The organism is Synechococcus sp. HJ21-Hayes, from assembly GCF_024345835.1.
Taxonomy (GTDB): domain Bacteria; phylum Cyanobacteriota; class Cyanobacteriia; order PCC-6307; family Cyanobiaceae; genus Vulcanococcus.
In genome coordinates, this window is record NZ_JAGQBW010000030.1 from 1 (window position 1) to 18,099 (window position 18,099).

Here is an 18,099-nt window from a genome sequence, read left to right on the forward strand (position 1 = left end):
AGGTGACTGCTGCATTGATCACTGATGCCAGCAAGGTGACGGCAGCCACAGCTGCTGTGACCATCAACGATGCGGCGGGTACTGCTGTGACAGCAGCGGATCTGAGTGCGATTGGTGCTGCAACAACTGGTGCGGTGACCGTTGCCAATGCGGTGGCGATCAGCGGTACGAGAGCCGAGGTGACTGCTGCATTGATCACTGATGCCAGCAAGGTGACGGCAGCCACAGCTGCTGTGACCATCAACGATGCGGCGGGTACTGCTGTGACAGCAGCGGATCTGAGTGCGATTGGTGCTGCAACAACTGGTGCGGTGACCGTTGCCAATGCGGTGGCGATCAGCGGTACGAGAGCCGAGGTGACTGCTGCATTGATCACTGATGCCAGCAAGGTGACGGCAGCCACAGCTGCTGTGACCATCAACGATGCGGCGGGTACTGCTGTGACAGCAGCGGATCTGAGTGCGATTGGTGCTGCAACAACCGGTGCGGTGACCGTTGCCAATGCGGTAGCGATCAGCGGTACGAGAGCCGAGGTGACTGCTGCATTGATCACTGATGCCAGCAAGGTGACGGCAGCCACAGCTGCTGTGACCGTCACCGACGCGGGAAGCATTGCCCAAATAACAGCGATTGATGATGCAACTACCGGTAATGTCTCTTATTCCCTGTCTGATACCACTGTCAATATAAACAACGCCTCTGGCGCCCTGCTCAAGGGCGCAGGGACTATTGCGATTAATGATGATGCGGGCATAGAAGGTAGCACGCTAGACCTCAACAATGTAAAGATAGATAATATTGGCAGTATCGCTTCTGTCGCCATCACTGGGGACACGGGCTCTAACTTGGTTCAGTTGTCTACGGCTCTCACTAATTCCCGCGCTGTCTCCGCCAGCTTTGGATCTGATAATGTTGCCGATACGCTGATCTTTAATGTTGGCGATTCTTCTACTTACACGAGCTATAACGCCAACGGAACAGTCGCCACTGGTCCTTCTACATTTGCTTTTAACAAAGTATCTGGATTCGACCTGGTAGGCTCCGAGGATAAGTTTGGTATATTCTATGGAGGTATGAATCTGGTGCGAACTTTCACTGAGCTTACCGACTTGACTCAGGCCTCGGGCTATCGCCTTACTGATGGCAAGGTTTACGAGGATATGACTGTTGCTGTAGGCATCTCTTATGACAATGCTAGGAGCGCCACATTTATCGCAGATTCGATTGCTTTTGTTATCAACCAGGGTGGCGTCGCGGCTCCGGGATCTGTAGGTAAATCTGGTGCTACCGACTTTGTGTATGTGGCCTACGGAGAATCGTCTTCCGATAATCAAAAAACATCCGCCTATGTTTATAGTGCGTACTACACAACATCGGGCACGGTCGCGGGCAATAGTTTCGCGAGTGCTAATCTTAAAGTTGCGGCCTTGGCGGAAATCTTTGATGTCACTGCTGGCGACCTCGTAGGTCTGTCCAGTGTTGCCACTTCCAAGCCGAATGGCTTGACCTGATAACAAGCCAACTGTCAGATACGGAGCCTTCGGGCTCCGTTCTTTTATCTAAGATGACTATCCCTGGCCTTAATCTCGCAGGCACGTCGATCCCCCTCTCGGATCTTCCCGCGGTGCTTGCCGATCTTGATCTGTTGCCCTTGCTCCTGCGCCGTCACATTGAGCGCAGCCAAAGCAGTTCCTTCTCTCCCACCCGTGAGGAGCAAATTGCCTTTCAGCAGGCCTTCATAGCTCGCGAGCGTATCACCGATCAGGCCGGTCTTGCCTCCTGGCTGGAGCTCCATGGCATCAGCGAACCGCAGATGAGCCAGCGCCTATTTCAGGCCTTGCAACTCGAGCAGTTCAAGTTGGCCACTTTCTCCCAACGCATCGAACCGCTCTTTCTCGAACGTAAATCTTCCCTCGATAGGGTCACCTATTCCTTGCTCCGTGTCCGTGAACGCGCCAAGGCCGTTGAATTGCACCTCCGCCTCCAGGAAGAAGAGGCCACCTTCGCCGATCTCGCTTCTACTTATTCCGAAGGTATCGAACAGCAGTTCAACGGACTGATTGGTCCCATGGAACTTGGCCGCATCAACCCTGTGCTAGCTGAACGCCTCCGCATCAGTACCTCAGGTCAGCTTTGGCCCCCCTTTGAAGCCGAGGGCTGGTGGGTGCTCCTGCGCCACGAACGTCATGTCCCAGCCCAACTTGATCAGGCCATGAATGAGCGCCTCCTCAGCGAGATGTACGAGGTTTGGATCCGTGATCAGGTGTCAGTGGCCCTCGCCCAGCTCCAGCTACCCGTTGCCCAGTTGCCCAGTGATCAACCCTCCGAATCCCCCGAATCCCTTGTTGCGCTTCCAGCCCGTGATGCCCTTGAGCCCAAACCGCTAACCACAGCAGCAGCCCCCGCCAAGCCCCGTTTTTTCAAGTCTCTTTTTGCGCGTGGTTGACACCGCCTCCGGGCCCGACCAGGCCATCAGCTCCGCCCTCGCTCGCTGGGAATGCTTCTCCCAATTTCACCCCGGGCAGCTTGATGCCATCGCGTCCCGCTTCTGCCTCCAAACCAAGGCCATGGGCGAGCCGTTGCTCATTGCCGATGCCATCCCCTCAACCCTCTATCTCCTCCTAAGCGGACAGCTTCGCCAGCTTGTTAACCACGCCAGCCAGCCTGGTCGCAGCCTCACCCTGGCCCTGTATGAGCCGCCCTTCATCGCCGGCTGGGCCTCGCTGCAAGCCGCTCACCCGCTGGAATTTCTCACGGCTGCTAGTGAATGCACCCTCCTGGCAATCCCAGCATCCGACTGGCTGAACCTGCTCAGCCAGCACCCTCCTCTTTCGCTCCACTACCGGCAGCAGTTCAGTCCGGCGGATCTCTGGCCCCTGCTCCAGGCCCAACCTGATCTAACGCTTCCAACCTCCAGCAAGGAACTGCGCAGTTGGATTCGCCGGCTCGCTTCCCTGGCCCAGGTGCAGTTGATCACACCGGATTCCGCTAGCCAGATCGCCCTCGATGCCCAGCACTGTTGGTTGCTGGCCAGTGGCGGCCAAACCATACCCCTCGGCACTCGCATCACAGCTGAGCAACTGCCCGATCTTCAGACCCAGGCTGAGGGTTTGATCCGCCTGATCGGCTTGCCTGCCAACCTCTGGACCCATCCCCAATCTGCCTCCCTGCTGGCGCCTTCACTTTCTACCCCAAGGCCATCAGCTGTATCAGCGTCTGTTCCTTCTGTCGAAGACCCCTCACCTGGTCCAGATGATCAGCATCCAAATCAGGTCTTTCGATTTTATTCATCAGCTCCTGGGCCTATTCCTGAGGCTGTGGCGTGTTTCAAGATGTTGGCTAGCCATCTGAATTTGCCCCTTAAGGCGGATCTGCTGCAACGCATCCTCGAGGATCAGTCTAGCCGCTCGGGTGGCACGGTGTCTCTCCAGCTCTGCGCTGCTTTGGCCGAATCCCTCGGCCTGCAAACCCAGCTCTTGAATTTGCCAGTTGGTCTGATCGGACGCCTGCAAATTCCCGCCTTGATCCATCTCGGCGATGGCGAACTCACTGTGGCCTTTGCTGCCAGCCCTAGCGGCCTGTTGTTGGGGCGCCCCCGCAGCAGCATGGAATCGGTTGATGCCGAAACCCTCATGGTCTTGGCATCAGAAGATGGCACCTTGCCGATCCTGTTGCTACGCGTCACCGATCGCACCCCCCAGAAACGCTTTGGGCTCAGTTGGTTTCTGCCGGCGATTCGCCGCCACCGCCGCCAATTGATCGAAGTGTTAGTGGCCTCGCTGTTTGTTCAGCTGTTCCAGTTGATGAATCCGCTGATCGTTCAGCAGATTGTGGATAAGGTGATCGGCCAAAACGGCATGAGCACGTTGCCAGTGCTAGCTGTTTTGCTCGTGTGCTTCTCAATTTTTGAGAACGTGCTCACCGCCGTGCGCACCAATCTCTTCATTGAAACCACCAACCGCATCGATCTCTCCCTTGGCGAACAGGTGATTGATCACCTGTTGCGCCTGCCCCTTGGCTATTTTGATCGTCGCCCCGTCGGTGAACTGTCGAGCCGACTGGCTGAGCTTGAGCAAATCCGCTCTTTCCTCACCGGTACGGCCCTCACCGTGGTGCTTGATGTGGTGTTTTCCGTGATCTACATCATCGTGATGCTGATCTACAGCTGGGTCCTCACTATCGTGGCCCTGCTGGTGGCACCCCTCCTAGCGTTGATCACCGTGGGCACCTCCCCGGTGATTCGCCAGCAGCTACGTACGAAGGCCGAACTCAACGCCAAAACCCAGAATCATCTGGTGGAGGTGCTCTCGGGCATTCAAACGGTGAAGGCCCAAAACTTTGAGCTCATGGCTCGCTGGCGCTGGAAGGAGCGCTACGCCGGCTATGTGGCTGAAAGCTTCCGCAATGCGGTCACATCCACCACCACCAATGGCTTTACCCAGTTCCTCAACCAGGCATCCACGCTATCGGTGCTGTGTGTTGGGGCTTATCTGGTGCTCCAGGGACAGCTCACCCTTGGCCAGCTGATTGCCTTTCGCATCATTGCCGGTTATGTGACCGGCCCACTGCTGCGCCTCTCCAACCTCTATCAGAACTTTCAGCAAACCGCCTTGTCCCTTGAGCGTCTTGCCGACATCGTCGATACCCCCCAAGAATCCAACGAAGCCGATCGCGTCAATATCCCCTTGCCCCCCATTACCGGGGCTATTACCTACGACACCGTCAGTTTTCGCTTTGGTCAGGAGGGGCCCTTGCAGCTCTCCCAGGTCAGCCTTGACATCCCTGCTGGAGAGTTTGTGGCGATCGTGGGCCAGAGCGGTTCTGGCAAATCCACCCTCACCAAGCTGCTTCCCCGTCTGTATCCACCGCTTTCAGGGCGCATCCTCGTGGATCAATACGACATCGCCAAGGTGGAGCTCTATTCCCTACGCCGCCAGATCGGCATTGTCCCCCAGGATTCACTGTTGTTTGAGGGCTCTGTTCAGGATAACATTGCCCTCACCAATCCCGAAGCCACCAGTGAAGAGATCATTGCTGCTTCCCGGGTGGCCTGTGCCCACGATTTCATTATGGAATTGCCTGCTGGATATAGCTCTCCGGTAGGTGAACGGGGCGGTGGGCTCTCCGGTGGCCAACGGCAACGCATTGCCATCGCCCGCACCGTGCTGCAAAATCCACGCCTCTTGATCATGGATGAGGCCACCTCTGCCCTGGATTACGACACTGAACGACGGGTTTCCCTCAATTTGATGGAGCATTTTCGTGGTCGCACGGTGCTCTTTATCACCCATCGGCTTTCCTCGATCAAACACGCCGATCGGATTTTGCTCATGCACCAGGGCCAGCTTGAGGAGCAGGGCACCCACGACGAGTTGATGGCTGCCAGGGGGCGTTATTACGCGCTGTTCCGCCAGCAGGAGGCTGGATCCAGCACCTGAAGCAGTCTCTACTCCTCCAGCCGCAGATCCAGCCAAGAGGCTTCTATGTTGGCAGTTTCGGCGTTGGTGTAGGCCTTGTTGGCTTCCTGGAGCAACAGCTCCTGGAGGCCCTCGTTCAGCAGAGCTGGCAACACACGCTGGCGCAGCGGATCGCTCAGGCTCAGGTCCTGCAGCGTGAGTCCGTAGCGATGCAGATCCTGGATCGACTGCGCGATCGGTTGCAGGATCAATAACCATCCCTGGGGCGGCAGTGGTTGCAGCTCGGCGCTGAAGGTATGTCCGTTGTGGCTGCGCAGCTCCAGAGGACGATCCTGCAGGGACTCAGGCTGCAGCCAATCCACGGGGCTTAGATCCTCAGGGATTGTGAGTTCCAGCAAGGTTTGCAGCGGGAAGCCCGCCACGTCCGGTAGGTCTAGGCACTTCATCAGGCTCGGCCCCACCCGGCTGGCGCGGCCATCGCGCATCACGATATGAAACGGCCACAGCAGACCAAGCTGGCTCTCGAGAAGCGTAATCTGTATATCCGCTAATTGGCTAAACGATCCACTTCGGAAGAGTCTCTTGGCTAGGCGGATCCATGTGGCTCTAGTCATTGGTTCCGCCGGTACTATGTCAACTGTGAAGGGCGGTCCCCCTCTTCCGTCAAGGCGTTGAGTCGTTTCTCGCATTAAGCTGGCTTCTATGCGGGATCTCTTCTCCGAGGGATTGCTCTATCTCGATCTCCTGGAGATCTATGGCAGTTCCCATGCCGTTGGCGAAATTTGTGGGATCGCCCAGAGCAATGCCTACCGAGGCGCACAGGCCTGTGCTCGGACTCTCAATCTTGATCTCCGCAAGCAGGCCGGCGTCTATCAGGTCGGGCGGAATCACGATGTCCTAAGGGATCTCCGCCATGTGGCCCAGCGGTTGCGCTGCAGGGAGTCCGGCATGCTGCGCTGGGTTGCTGAGCCCTGGGCAGCTAGTCTCGCTCCTGGGGCGCCGAACGATCTGCTTCAGCGGCTGCCCAAGACGTGGTTATCGGCTCGTCGCTCCCTCGAGTTCCTGGAGCAGGGCCTGCTGGATCTTTTGCAGATTCGTCGCCTTGATGTGGCCGGGGCACTCTCGTTGATGGCTCCTTTGCCCCTTGCTAGGCCCCAGTCACGCGATTCCTACGCACTCCTGGCGCTGAGCGAAGATCCGGTGCTGCTTTATGCCAGTCCTACCCACCCATTGCATCGCCAGGTGGGCATTACGCTTGCGGATCTTAATGCCTATCCCTCACCAGCGTTAGCCTTGGATGCTGATAGCGTCTATATTACCGAGTTGTCTCGGTTGAACCTCTGGAGCAAGCCCCTTGCCAGCAAGGTTTTTGAGCCGGCCGCTTTGGAAGCCATGGTTGCTGATCAACACACCATCATTGCATCCACCCACCGCGCTGTGGCCTTTGCGGAGGCTCATACGCCTGGGTTACAGATCCGTGCCCTTCCGTTCGCTACGGGTTTGTGCGATCAGGACTTGCTGATTTTTCCTCTAGCCCTAGCCCGTGAGCCCCGAATGCAGGAGGCCATTCGGGCCCTTCATGCGGCCTATCAATCCACGGCTTCCCGTTCCGCCTAATCCAGCCCTGCCTGATCAGCCGATGCCCCGTTCACTCCCCCTTGCCGATCGCTGTCTGGCCTGTTCGGTGCCCTTGGCAGGGCCCCTTTCCGGCTTGGCCCGGTTACTCGGGATTCAACGCTCTCCTTTCCAGCGCAATCTCTGTAACCGTTGTCAGGCCCACCTCGCTGCGGGGCAGATCGGCCAGATCAGCATCTTGCAGGTACGCCTCAATCGACTGTTCAGCTTGCGCCATAGCGCCATCCCCAGTACCGAGCCGGAAGTTTGTGCCCTGCTGGATCGCCTGCGCAGCGAGGCGGAAGTTCTCGGCGCTTTTGTGCCTCCTCACAGGAGCGCCAGTGAGGGTTGGCTGGAGTTTCGTGGTTTTTTTAATCTGCCGGTGGCGGTAGATCGCCCGGCTCAACATGCCCTCGATGTCGCGCAGGCTCTCATGCGCATAGTGCTGGATGAACAGCGCACCCTTGGGTTGCAACTGCCGGCATCAGCCGCGGTGGTGAGTGGCTATGGCGAACTGTTGGAGGCCGATGATCCCTGTGGCAGCTACCCCTATTCATCACGCCTTGAGCTGTTGCCCTCCCTCCTGGATCGGGCCCCGAATCAGGCCATCCTGTTGGATGCCCCAACCCAGGCTCTCGTCGATCTCCCGGCTGACCGCCAAGCTGAGGACGATGTGGCCATTGTGATGGCGGATGGCTCAGCCATCACAAGCAGTGTGCGTGATCTGCGCCTTGCAACAGGTCAGTTTGTGCCATTGCTCACGCAGTTACTCGGTTTGCTTGCCGCCGCCCTGGCGATTCCTTGTGTGGCGATGGTGCTGGTTTCACCACTGGCCCTCGCCCTGGGCCTCGGATCCATCATCGCGGCTGTGCTTCCCTTCTACAAGGCCATCGGCATGGGTCTGTGGCCCCGTGTGCTGCTCAGCTGTGCGGCCCTGCTGGTGTCGATCGTGAACCTGGTGAGCGTCGAGCGCAGGCTGGCCAGCCTGCGGCGTCTGCAACGCCAATCCGGTGTCCCGCTGCGGTTGCCGCGTCAGCAGCGCCGTCGCTTGCGCCTCGTTCGCTGGAGTGCGGCTGCCGTTCTGGCGCTTGTGCTGTTGGAGGGCGCCCTCCGAGTGCTGGTCATGAAGATGCCCTTGATCTAATTTTCTTATCCGTTATCTGGATTGATGCGATCTGTGCCTGTTCACTGGACTCTGTCCTGATGATCTGTTTAGTCTTCTGAATAGCATCGATCCGTTTCGTTGTGGCTTCAGTATCTCTTTTGCCACAGCTGGTTGGCCTGCGCAGGTTGTGGCCCCCCCCACTCCAGTCGTCCTTGCGGGTTGGGTCGGTCCTTCTGCTGGCCGTTGATTTTGATCAACCAGTGCGGCTGTCATCCAAGGCTGGCCTTCCTCTCAATCTCGGCACGCCAGGGGCGATGGCCAGCTATCTCACCGGTGATGGCACCCAGCGCTTGCTGTTCAGCTACACGATCCGCCGTGGTGATGCTGTAGCGGCTCTCGATCTCTTGCCCGCCACTAGCTTGAGTCTGGTGGGTCAGTCCGCTCCGCTGCTCCTCCCCACAGGCTCCCAGCCGGGCTCTTTGCTTCAGTCCGCCACCCCATCCCCTGTGCTGGGCCTGGCTCCACAGATCGTGAGTTTCCGTTGCAGCAGCGCCAACCGCACCTATCGAGTCGGTGATGTCCTTGAGTTCCGCGTTCAGCTTTCTGAAGCTGTAGTGGTGAAAGGGGCTCCCACCCTTTCCCTGCAGCTGCAAGGCAGTGTGGCCCAAGCCCGCTACCTCGCGGGCAGCGGCAGCAACGAACTTCGTTTTGTTTATGTGGTGCGGCCGGGTGATCGGGTGGAGGATCTGGGCCTGGTAGCTGAGCGCCCTCTCCAGTTGCATGGCGGCAGCCTGCGGGGCCGTGGCTCCCGCGCCACGTTCGACGAAGCTGCTCCCCTGGCGTCCTCGCTCACGGCTGCGGTGGCGGCTCAGTCCACCATCGTGGTGGATGGCCGGCTCCAGGTTGATCCGCGCTTGCAAGATCTCACGTTCTGGAATCGCCTGTTGCTGGATGGAGTTGCCGCTGAACAGTTGCCGCCTCCTCTGGTGGCCCGTGCCCTAGCCCTGCTCAATGGTGCTGCTTTTGATGTCGTGAATGCCGCCCAGGGGTCTCCCTATGCGGGCTATGCACTCCAGGCCCAACCACACCAGTGGACAGGTGTAGATCTCTCCGTGGCCCTCGCTCGCAGCGCGGGCCTCGTTCTGGCCGATGTGTTTCAAGGTCGTGCCTATGCCAGCACTGTGGCTGAAACGGTTCAGCGGTCATTGATGGGTGAGCTTCCCACAGCTGCATCACACTTGGGACAGGCACTGGGCCAGCAGGTAGCCCAAGCCCTGCTCGCCCTGCGTGCCGGTGATCGCAATTTGCTGGGGAGCACCACCTATGCCCCGCCTGATCCGAATGCCACGGATGTACCGGCTGCTGGTGCTTACCAACCAACCGGCCCTGGTTTCCCCAAGCCGGCCTCACTGCCGGATTGGGGCGCTGCTGATCCCTGGATTGCCGGCAGCCTGCGCGTTTCGAATCCTGGTTCGAATCCTGTGATTCCTGCACTGCCTTCCCTGACGTCGAGTGCATACGCCGAGGCGTTTCAGCAAGTGAAGCAACTGGGCTCAGCCAAGAGTGAGCTGCGAACCAATGATCAATCTCAGATCGCGATGTTTTGGGCCAATGGCGTCGGTACCGAAACACCGCCAGGCCACTGGCAAACTGCTCTAGCAACGATTGCTGAGCAGCAGCAGCTCAATCTTCTTAACACGACGCGTCTCTATGCCGCCGCCGGCTTTGCGTTGGCAGATGCTGGCATGACGGCCTGGCGTGTTAAGTATGACCCTGCCTTTTGGAGGCCTGTTACGGCCATTCAGCAGGCCGATCGGGACGGCAATTCCGACACGCAGGCCGATCCTTTCTGGCAGCCTCTAATCTCCACACCCCCTTTTCCGGCATTTCCCTCGGGTCACAGTACCTTCTCAGCTGCAGCAGCCACAGTTGCCGCTGAGCTACTTGGTGATGCCCAGATGTTCACCCTCCAGGGTGGAAATCAACGACAGATTAGCCGAAGCTATACCTCACTGATGCAGGCTGCCGAAGAGTCGGGCATGAGTCGTATCTATGGAGGAATCCACTTTGCCTTCGATAACCTCACCGGCCTGGCGATGGGTCAGGCCATTGGTCGTAACGTGCTTGATCAAGCCCTAATGGAACAGGTGTGGCTGCCTGATGGTGGCGCTTCCTATCGCTATGGCCTAGCGGGTGCAACGGCCCGGAGTGTTCAGGGTGGAGGTGGTCACGATCGGATCACGGGTGCATTCGATCAGGGCAATCGTCTGTGGGGCAATGCTGGTGATGATCTGTTGATCGGCGGCAGTCATGACGACTGGCTTATTGGCGGAACAGGTGTGGATCAACTCTTTGGTCTCGGTGGATCCGACCTGTTGATTGCTGGTTCGGGAGGATCGCGTCTCGTGGGATCTGGCGGTGATGAGGCTGATGAGGTTGATCGTTTGGTTGGTGGCACCGGCCGTGATCACTTTGTTTTCAGTGGATCTGAGGCGGGCCTGAGCTACAGCAGTACCTCCAGCTACGCCTGGATTAAAGGGTTTGATCTTACTCAAGACTGCGTGGAGATTCGTGACCACTCGAGCCCTGACTCCGCTTCATCTTATCGACTCGGACTTGCACCGCAATCCCTCGGTGTTGATGCACCCATGGATAGCTGGCTCTATCGCGGTAGTGATACCATTGCCCGCTTTGATGGGATTTCTCTGCAGCAGTGGGGCTTCTCCACGATGGCTGGGGGTTCTTTGGTAGATCATCCCCATCTCACCGTGTTCCAGTGGGTATGAAGCGCTGGTTCCAACATCAAGCTCTGCCTACTTTGCAACAGGTGGGTGCGAAGGCCGTGCGCCGGATTACTGAGGAGAAGGGCCAGGGACATTGGACAGCACTTCAGCCCAGTCGTCGTTGGAGTTCCTGGATCATCTGGACATTTGTTGGCGTGGCTGGTTTTGCCATCGTCTGGTCATGTTTGGCCAGAATTGATGAAACCGTTCAGGCCACAGGCAAGCTGGAGCCTAAGGGAACCACTAAGGATGTGAAGGCGCCGATGGGCGGTGTGATTCTGGCGATCCTCGTGAAGGATGGGCAGTCTGTTCGGGCTGGGCAAGTGCTGCTGGAGATGGACACTACGGCGGCGCAATCGAAACTCAAGGCATTGAAGGCTGTGCGTGAGCGCGTGCAAGCTGATGTTCAGCTCAGTCGTGGGCAGTTGGGTGGATTGGTGGACCGTAGTCAGTTGTCGGACAATCAGGTTGGCAAGTTGGCGGCACTGCGTTCGGAATATGCGTCGCGGGTTTCGGCTGCCCGTAGTGGTGTGGCCCAGGCTCAGTCCAATCTCAATGCAGCCAAGGATCAGCTCACGGCCAAGCGCGAAGCTCTCAACATTCGTGAGCAGATCCTCCGGGATATCACTCCGCTTGCATCGCAGGGGGCTATGGCTCGCTCGCAGTTCCTCAAAGAACGTCAGGAGGTGATCCTGTTGCGTGGTGAGGTGCGTAGCTTGGCATCCAATGTAATTCGTAGCCGCGAGGCTCTTGAGGAGGCTAGCTTCAAGCTCACTAACACCGAAGCGATGACGAAGATTGATTTCTCGTCTAAGGTTGAGGAGAGTGAAAAGCAGTTGGCAGAGCTTTCGAATCAGATCAGTGAGACTAATCTCACGCTCAAGTATCAGAAGATTGTGTCCCCGGCTAATGGCGTTGTGTTTGATCTGAAGCCGACGGCGCCAGGCTATGTGGTGGAAAGTGAGGTGCCGATGCTAAAGATTGTGCCTACAGACCATCTCGTTGCTCGCATCTTCGTTTCTAATCGCGACATTGGCTTTATTAAGCCTGGCCAGCTGGTTCAGGTTCGTGTTGATGCATTTCCGTATAATGAATTTGGTGAGCTCAAGGGCAGGGTCCAGTCCATCGGATCAGATGTACTGGCGCCCGACCAAACCTATAACTTCTTCCGTTTTCCTGTTACTGTCGCGCTTGACCGTAGTTCTTTGATTTATAAGGGAAGGAGTCTAGTCCTGCGCTCTGGGATGTCGATTGGTGCCAATGTGGTTCTGCGTCAGCGACCTGTAATTGCCATCTTTACTGAGCAGCTGCTGCCTTTCTGGGACAGCCTTCAGAAGCTGTGATGGTCACGCCGACGTGGTCTGAGTCAAGACTAGGACCCATTTGTCACATCCTCTCTTGCGCACCACCGCGCCGGCCGCCTTGGCTTCCTGCTAATTTCGCTGGCCCTTGTGCTAGGAGCGTGCCGCACATAGATCGGTGCATGCCCTATCCACAGATGTCCCCTGAATCTGCATAGATTTCAGTGATTCCAATGGATCTGGGTATGAGAATTGGGCATCCTCAGGCCCAAGTCCTTCTGTCCCTGGAGCCCCGAGTGGATGCTGCGGTGGACCAGTGCAACCCCATCATCGCCTTCCGCATGGCCAGGGTGTTCAGCCGCTGGCAGAACTATGGCCCCAAGCGCAGCCTGCGCATTCGTGAGATCTTAGACCAGTTGATGTTGGCCTCCTAGTCGCCAACAGCCAGGAGGCTCTCCAACTCATGCTGAAGCAATGCCAGTAATCCGTTTATCGGGTTCTCTATTGTTGTCGTGCCGTATCGAGGGTCTGTTTATGTTCTGATGCTTTTCCCTGCTGGAGATAGAGGCTTGCTGCCTTGAGAATCCAGCTGACACCCTCGTCCCTTTTGCCGCGGCGTAAGAGGATTTTTCCGATGTATGTGAGGGGTTCAGCCTGGGTGGGTTCAAGTGAGTGGCTCCTAAGCAGATCGGCGAGTGCTGGATCGTCCTGGCCTTGCTGATATGCACAGATTCCTCGCAATGCGTAGCTTGGGGCATGCGATGAGTTGTTGCGTAGAATGATGCTGCTTGTTTCCCTGCAGGCACTGTATTTCTGGAGATCTTTCTGGAGTGTACCCAGGTTGTAGTAGTTGGCGATGTTTGGTTCCAGAATTGCTAATTGCTTGGTGAGCTCATGTGCCTCGGCCTGTTTTCCCATGGTTTTGAGCAGGATCGCTTTGTTTGCGAGGGCTAATGAGCTTCTCCCTTGAGTCCAGGCTTGATTGAAGCTCTGCATGGCTAAATTGTGTTGTCCCAGTGCTGCCAAGGCCACGCCTCGCAGAACGGTTGCATCGGCGAGCTGTTGCCCTTTGCGTGCAGCGCCTAGAGTATCCAGATCAGCCAGTGCCAGTGCATGCTGTTCAATCAGCAAGTAGGCCTGTGCTCTATTGAACAAAGCAGCCTGATGGTCAGGTTGCTTCAGCAGAAGACGGCTCCATAGTTCGATTGCCCCAATGGTGTCTCCCGCTTCAAAATGTTTCCCGGCGTTGTGCAGGTCCGTCTGTTCTGCTGCCGAGATGGACGCGGCTCGTACAGGCCCTGCCGAGGGTTGGGCTAATCCAGGATGAAGGCCAGCCAGGCTACATGCTCCAATGCAAGTGCCCAGCAGTACCGCCTGGATGGCTCGGATTGGTGTGCAGGAGATACGTTTATCTGGCCCGACAGCTGCTGAACTCTGGCTGCCAGGCCAAACGTGCCAACATGGCAAGATCCTTTGCATTGCTTGCCCGGATTAGGGAGTCCTGCTGCGCGAAGCTGTTCAGCCCATAGCGGCTAACCAGCTTTGTGAATGAACAGTTGCAGAAGCTGAGAGTTGCTGTGTCGGTTTTTGGACCCAAGCACTCGGTTACAAAGGTTCTGCGAAGGGTCTGTTCGTTGGGTGGGGGGTTGTTCTGTCCCTGGGCTGCTGTTGAACAAGCCACAACGAGGCCTGCGATTGGTAGAAGACACAGTAGGTCGCGCTGAACTGTTGCCATCATTAGGTGCTGCTCTGATCTTTTTAGTGCTTGGCTCCACCCCATTGCAGGAAAAGCCCCACTCTGCCTGCAATAGAGCTTGTGGATCCCCAGGGTGTGGAATTCGCTCCAGTGAACGCAATGGCGCCATTCACCCACATGTTGGAGCCTACCTTTCCGGTGCAGCCTGCGGCCCCGGCCCAGCCACTTCCATAGCCGCCACTGCCAACACCGCAGCCATATTTGCGATTGTCGGATGTGAAGTTAGGAATTGAAGATAGCGCGGCGGCCATCGCGCCAACGTTTTCGATCTGGGAATTGACAGTTCTCAAGGAGTTTTCAACAGTCGTGAGACGGTTGTTGATCGTAGAGATGCTGTTATTGACGGCTGTCGGGGAGAAGTTGTTCGTGCCCAGATTGCCACTACCATCAATAGTGACAAGCTGGGTTTCTCCGCTCTGATTGCTGGTGCCAATGAAGTTGCCATTGGCAGCCAGTCCAGGCAGTGTGTAAGAGTTGCCCGAGCTGCCAATCACGATCTGATTGGCACGTGTGGTAGTCGCACCAGCGCCAATGGCCATTGAGTTGGCGAAGGTGGCTGATGCACCCGGGCCGATGGCGATGGCGTTGCCGCCATTGGCGCTGCTGTTGGTGCCGATGGCAAGGTTGTTGGAGGTAACGCCGCCAATGCCTGCGCCGGCGGAGGCATTGGATCCAATCGCTGTATTGTTATTGTTTGCTCCACCAGCAATTGCTCCTGATCCGCATGCAGTATTGCTGACGTCTTGTCCGGGTAAGTTGCCGTCAACATCTGGTATTATTTCGATTGCAAATCCGTTGCCGTCAATGGCGTAAGTCTTGATGCAGCTTGATGCCTCAGCAGGGCTGAAGATGTCGCCCCCTGCGCCGATGACTAGGCAGCTGCCGATTAAAGCTAGTTTCCGTAGCTTTTTCATACTATTAATCTATTCTGGTGAAATTTAGGCACACCGGCGCGTCTTTTGCCAAGCTATTTAGCTATCCAATATGTGGATGCGCTCGAATGGATTTTCGCGTGTGGTTTGCCTGGCTGCTTAGCGCATCTCAGCCGAGGCGGTCATGCGATAGCCAGCAGTTGGGACGGGCGTGGCGGTGGCGGCAGCTCAATCCGCGTGAAGCAGGGCTCTTTCTGTCGCCGCAGCACGCCGCGACTGGGGATGTAGGGCTCCAGCTCTCTTAATGGGATTGGTGTCCAGGTCAGCAGAGTTCTGCCGGCGTGAACTGAGGTGGACTGGTTTTTCTGGACAGGCCCCATCGTTAGTCTCTGAGGCGGGGGTAGCGCGCCTGATCGGGGCTCCCGTCAATGAGTAAGCGCCGCACCCACGGTCCCGAATTCAAGGCCCGGTGTTTGGCGATGATTAGATAGGCGGGACTGCGCAACTACATAGGCGGGTCTCAGGACGCGACAACAGGGCTCCGATCACGGTCTGGAGCCCCGCGATGCCCGCCCCTCTGTCGTTGCGGATCAAGGAGCAGTACATGGCCAAACGGGCCAGGGGCCTGAGCCAGCAGATCGCTGCTGATGCGGTCGGAATCTCGGTGCGCAGTGCCCAGCGCATTGATCGCGGTGAGCTGCAGACCAAGGCTCAACAGCAGAAATCTGATCGGCACTGGCGCACTCGAGCCGACCCACTCGCTGAGGTCTGGGACAGCGTGTTGGTACCGATGCTGGAGAGAGCCCCACAGCTCGAACCCCAGACCCTGTTGCTGCACCTGGAGCGGACCTTCCCTGATCAGGAGTGGTTCCGGCGTAAACGCACCCTGCAGCGCCGCGTCGAGCAGTGGCGTGCCCTCCACGGGCCCGGCCAGGAGGTGATGTTCCTGCAGAAGCACTCCCCCGGCGTGCTGGGCATTTCTGATTTCACCCTGCTCAAAGGTGAACCGATCACCATCGCTGGAGTGATGCTGGAGCACCGCCTGTTCCACTTCCGGCTTCCGTACTCGGGTTGGTGTCATGTCGAGGTGATTCACGGCGGCGAGAGCTTTGTCGCCCTGGCCGAGGCGCTGCAGAACGCTTTGGCGCTCTGCAGCGGTGTGCCGGCAGAGCACCGCACAGACAGCCTCAGCGCCTGCTTTCGCAATCGCGACGGCTCCTATGCCGGCGACTACACCAGCCGCTACCGCGAGCTTTGCGCTCACCTGGGCGTGATCGCCACGCGCAACAACCGCGGTGTGGCCCATGAGAACGGGGCCATCGAGGGCCCGCATCGCCATTGGAAGCGCCGCCTGGAACAGCAGCTGATCCAGCGCGGCAGCAGGGATTTCATGGCAGAAGCGGAGTACCGCCAGCTGGTGGCCCAGGTCACCGCGTCGTTCAACAGCCGCGACGAGGTCAAAGGGAGACTTGAGATCGAGCGACTCCACCTGCAGCCGCTGCCGGTGGAGCGCTTTGTCGATTACGAACCGCTGGTGGCACGGGTGCGCAGCACCAGCACGATTGAGGTGCGGCAGGTCACCTACAGCGTCCCCTCACGGCTGATCGGACAGCAGCTGAGCGTGCATCTGCGCCATGACCGGCTGGATCTGTTCCTGCGCAGCCAGTTCGTCGAAACCCTGCCGCGTCTGCATGGCCAGAAGGGTCAGAAGGCCCTGCGGAGAATCGATTTCCGCCACGTGATCGAGAGCCTCAGGCGCAAGCCCCGGGCGCTGCTGCGCGCCCAACTGCAGGACGACCTGCTGCCCACTGGCAGCTGGCGGCAGTTGTGGCGAGCTCTACTGGCAGCCCTGCCGCCGGATGAGGCGGCCAAGGTGATGGTCGATGCGCTCCACGTCGCTGCCAGAAGCGATGACCTGGCTGGTGTGGAGCGGTATCTGAGACGTCAGCTGCGCAACGGCGAGCTCAGCCTCATGGCTCTGCGTGATCACTACGGCCTGCGGCCTCCTCGGGGCCTTGCGGCCCTGCCCCAACTCGACATCCCTGAACACACCCTCAGCAGCTATGACGAACTCCTGGGCCGAACCTCCCAGCCGGCCGGCGCTGGAGACAGCCCTGCCGACCCTGCTCAAGCAGTTGAAACTGGCGCAGTTCCGCAGCCAGTGGCAGGCAGCCGAACAGCAGGCCAACGTCGACGGCTGGAGCCCGGCCAGTTACCTCTACGTGTTGGCCGAGCAGGAGCATCAGCAACGGCACCAGGCGCGGCTGCGGCGGTTGTTGCATGAGGCCCAGCTGCCGGTTCCCAAAACCCTGGCCGAGTACGACTGGGATGCCATCCCTGATCTGGACCGTCCCCAGATCGAGCAGCTCGCCCATGACACCGGCTGGCTGGACCGCGCTGAGAATCTGCTGCTGTTTGGTCCCAGCGGTGTGGGCAAAACGCACCTGGCGGCTGGAATCTGCCGCAGCCTGATTGCGTTGGATCGCTCAGCACGCTTCTTCTCCGCCACCACGCTGGTGCAGGAGCTGCAGCGGGCCAAGGCTGACTACGCCCTGGCCAAGGCCCTGAACCGGCTGGATCGCTACGCGCTGGTGGTCATTGATGACATCGGCTACGTCCGCAAGGACGAGGCCGAGACCTCGGTGCTGTTCGAGCTGGTCATGCACCGCTACGAACGCCGCTCACTCTTGGTCACCTCCAACCAGCCGTTCAGCGAGTGGGAGAACGTCTTCTCCACCAGCGCCATGACCGTGGCGGCGGTGGACCGGCTGGTGGACCACAGCACGATCATCCAGATCAATGGCGAGAGCTACCGCCGCAGACGAGCACGGCGTTTGGCGTCCTGACCAGGCGTCAATTACCCGCCAACCCAACCCGAACAGCAACGGCGTCTAACCCCCTGCCATGGCAGGGGGTTAGACGCTCCTACCCGCCTACGTAATTGACGCGCCCGCCCACGTAGTTGACACCGGGCAGCCCGGGTCGCCACGGAGGCGATCAGTGGCCGCAAGACGATCCAGGAGATCGCTGCCGACCACGCCATTCACCCGATCCAGGTGAGTCAGTGGAAGAGGCAGCTCTTGGATGGCGCCAGCGAGCTGTTCACCAGAGGCAAGAAGAGTGTTAGGGAAGCTCTGGAAAACCCCAGCGATCCACGGGACAATGGTGCTGTGATCACAGGCCAGGACTGGATTGATGGGTGGCAAGCAGCTCGGCTTCTCGGACTACGAGCTGACGACGGCCAAAAAGCA

General features: G+C 58.4%; 14 protein-coding genes and 1 pseudogene. 10 read left to right on the top strand and 5 right to left on the bottom strand.

Translation table 11 applies throughout. The features are described from left to right. From KBZ14_RS15160 to KBZ14_RS15880, 3 genes are all read left to right on the top strand, one after another. Positions 1–1,511 (top strand): beta strand repeat-containing protein (locus tag KBZ14_RS15160; protein ID WP_255119185.1); only part of this gene is annotated, 1,511 nt, incomplete at its 5' end. A 53-nt stretch (positions 1,512–1,564) separates the two neighbouring features. Next, positions 1,565–2,446, top strand: a complete 882-nt coding sequence (locus KBZ14_RS15165) for a peptidylprolyl isomerase (protein WP_255119186.1) — start codon at positions 1,565–1,567, stop codon at positions 2,444–2,446. Continuing rightward, positions 2,439–5,438, top strand: coding sequence for a peptidase domain-containing ABC transporter (locus KBZ14_RS15880; RefSeq protein ID WP_255119187.1), 3,000 nt, complete (start codon positions 2,439–2,441; stop codon positions 5,436–5,438). Before KBZ14_RS15165 ends, KBZ14_RS15880 begins: the two co-directional genes overlap by 8 nt. An 8-nt stretch (positions 5,439–5,446) precedes the next feature. Here KBZ14_RS15880 and KBZ14_RS15175 read toward each other — a convergent pair whose 3' ends face one another. Continuing rightward, positions 5,447–5,902 carry a hypothetical protein gene (locus KBZ14_RS15175; protein WP_255119188.1) on the bottom strand — a complete coding sequence of 152 codons (456 nt, stop codon included), beginning with the start codon at positions 5,900–5,902 and terminating at the stop codon, positions 5,447–5,449. A gap of 217 nt (positions 5,903–6,119) precedes the next feature. On the opposite strand from KBZ14_RS15175, the gene KBZ14_RS15180 reads away from it, so the two are divergent. Further along, positions 6,120–7,034 carry a type 2 periplasmic-binding domain-containing protein gene (locus KBZ14_RS15180; RefSeq protein ID WP_255119189.1) on the top strand — a complete coding sequence of 305 codons (915 nt, stop codon included), beginning with the start codon at positions 6,120–6,122 and terminating at the stop codon, positions 7,032–7,034. Positions 7,035–7,137: 103 nt separating this feature from the next. Here KBZ14_RS15180 and KBZ14_RS15185 read toward each other — a convergent pair whose 3' ends face one another. After that, positions 7,138–7,506 (bottom strand): hypothetical protein, encoded by a 369-nt coding sequence (locus KBZ14_RS15185; protein ID WP_255119190.1) that lies wholly within the window; start codon positions 7,504–7,506, stop codon positions 7,138–7,140. Here KBZ14_RS15185 and KBZ14_RS15190 point away from each other — a divergent pair. Further along, positions 7,501–8,175 (top strand): hypothetical protein, encoded by a 675-nt coding sequence (locus KBZ14_RS15190; protein WP_255119191.1) that lies wholly within the window; start codon positions 7,501–7,503, stop codon positions 8,173–8,175. The genes KBZ14_RS15185 and KBZ14_RS15190 overlap by 6 nt on opposite strands. A gap of 230 nt (positions 8,176–8,405) precedes the next feature. Here KBZ14_RS15190 and KBZ14_RS15195 read toward each other — a convergent pair whose 3' ends face one another. After that, on the bottom strand, positions 8,406–9,056 hold the full coding sequence (locus tag KBZ14_RS15195) for a hypothetical protein (RefSeq protein WP_255119192.1): 651 nt from the start codon (positions 9,054–9,056) through the stop codon (positions 8,406–8,408). On the opposite strand from KBZ14_RS15195, the gene KBZ14_RS15200 reads away from it, so the two are divergent. From KBZ14_RS15200 to KBZ14_RS15210, 3 genes are all read left to right on the top strand, one after another. Next, complete coding sequence (locus KBZ14_RS15200; RefSeq protein ID WP_255119193.1) at positions 9,051–10,922, top strand: phosphatase PAP2 family protein; 1,872 nt, start codon at positions 9,051–9,053, stop codon at positions 10,920–10,922. The two genes, KBZ14_RS15195 and KBZ14_RS15200, sit on opposite strands and share 6 nt — an antisense overlap. Next, a complete protein-coding gene (locus tag KBZ14_RS15205; RefSeq protein ID WP_255119194.1) occupies positions 10,919–12,262 on the top strand; it encodes an HlyD family type I secretion periplasmic adaptor subunit in 1,344 nt (447 codons plus the stop codon). Before KBZ14_RS15200 ends, KBZ14_RS15205 begins: the two co-directional genes overlap by 4 nt. Before the next feature lie 254 nt (positions 12,263–12,516). Beyond that, positions 12,517–12,654 (top strand): aminopeptidase N C-terminal domain-containing protein, encoded by a 138-nt coding sequence (locus KBZ14_RS15210; RefSeq protein ID WP_255119195.1) that lies wholly within the window; start codon positions 12,517–12,519, stop codon positions 12,652–12,654. Between the two features lie 67 nt (positions 12,655–12,721). Here the strand turns inward: KBZ14_RS15210 and KBZ14_RS15965 are convergent, their stop codons facing one another. Further along, positions 12,722–13,351: a tetratricopeptide repeat protein gene (locus KBZ14_RS15965; protein ID WP_399219677.1), complete on the bottom strand. Its 630-nt coding sequence runs from the start codon at positions 13,349–13,351 to the stop codon at positions 12,722–12,724. Between the two features lie 627 nt (positions 13,352–13,978). Next, the gene (locus tag KBZ14_RS15220; RefSeq protein WP_255119197.1) at positions 13,979–14,890 is read right to left on the bottom strand and encodes a hypothetical protein; all 912 of its coding nucleotides are present in this window, start codon (positions 14,888–14,890) and stop codon (positions 13,979–13,981) included. A gap of 562 nt (positions 14,891–15,452) precedes the next feature. Between KBZ14_RS15220 and istA the strand changes: the two are divergent. Together istA and istB are read left to right on the top strand one after the other, a co-directional pair. Continuing rightward, positions 15,453–16,541: pseudogene (gene istA, locus KBZ14_RS15225) on the top strand (IS21 family transposase); the annotation flags it as partial. A 370-nt stretch (positions 16,542–16,911) separates the two neighbouring features. After that, entirely contained in the window at positions 16,912–17,694 is a 783-nt protein-coding gene (istB, locus tag KBZ14_RS15230) for an IS21-like element helper ATPase IstB (protein ID WP_255119198.1), read from the top strand. Positions 17,695–18,099: the final 405 nt, after the last annotated feature.

What these genes read in the sequence shown, in the direction of transcription:
- KBZ14_RS15180 (WP_255119189.1), top strand. Translation starts at nt 6,120, where the DNA reads ATGCGGGATCTCTTCTCCGAGGGATTGCTCTATCTCGATCTCCTGGAG.
- KBZ14_RS15175 (WP_255119188.1), bottom strand. Translation starts at nt 5,902, where the DNA reads ATGCGCGATGGCCGCGCCAGCCGGGTGGGGCCGAGCCTGATGAAGTGC.
- istB (WP_255119198.1), top strand. Translation starts at nt 16,912, where the DNA reads ATGACGAACTCCTGGGCCGAACCTCCCAGCCGGCCGGCGCTGGAGACA.
- KBZ14_RS15165 (WP_255119186.1), top strand. Translation starts at nt 1,565, where the DNA reads ATGACTATCCCTGGCCTTAATCTCGCAGGCACGTCGATCCCCCTCTCG.
- KBZ14_RS15220 (WP_255119197.1), bottom strand. Translation starts at nt 14,890, where the DNA reads ATGAAAAAGCTACGGAAACTAGCTTTAATCGGCAGCTGCCTAGTCATC.
- KBZ14_RS15205 (WP_255119194.1), top strand. Translation starts at nt 10,919, where the DNA reads ATGAAGCGCTGGTTCCAACATCAAGCTCTGCCTACTTTGCAACAGGTG.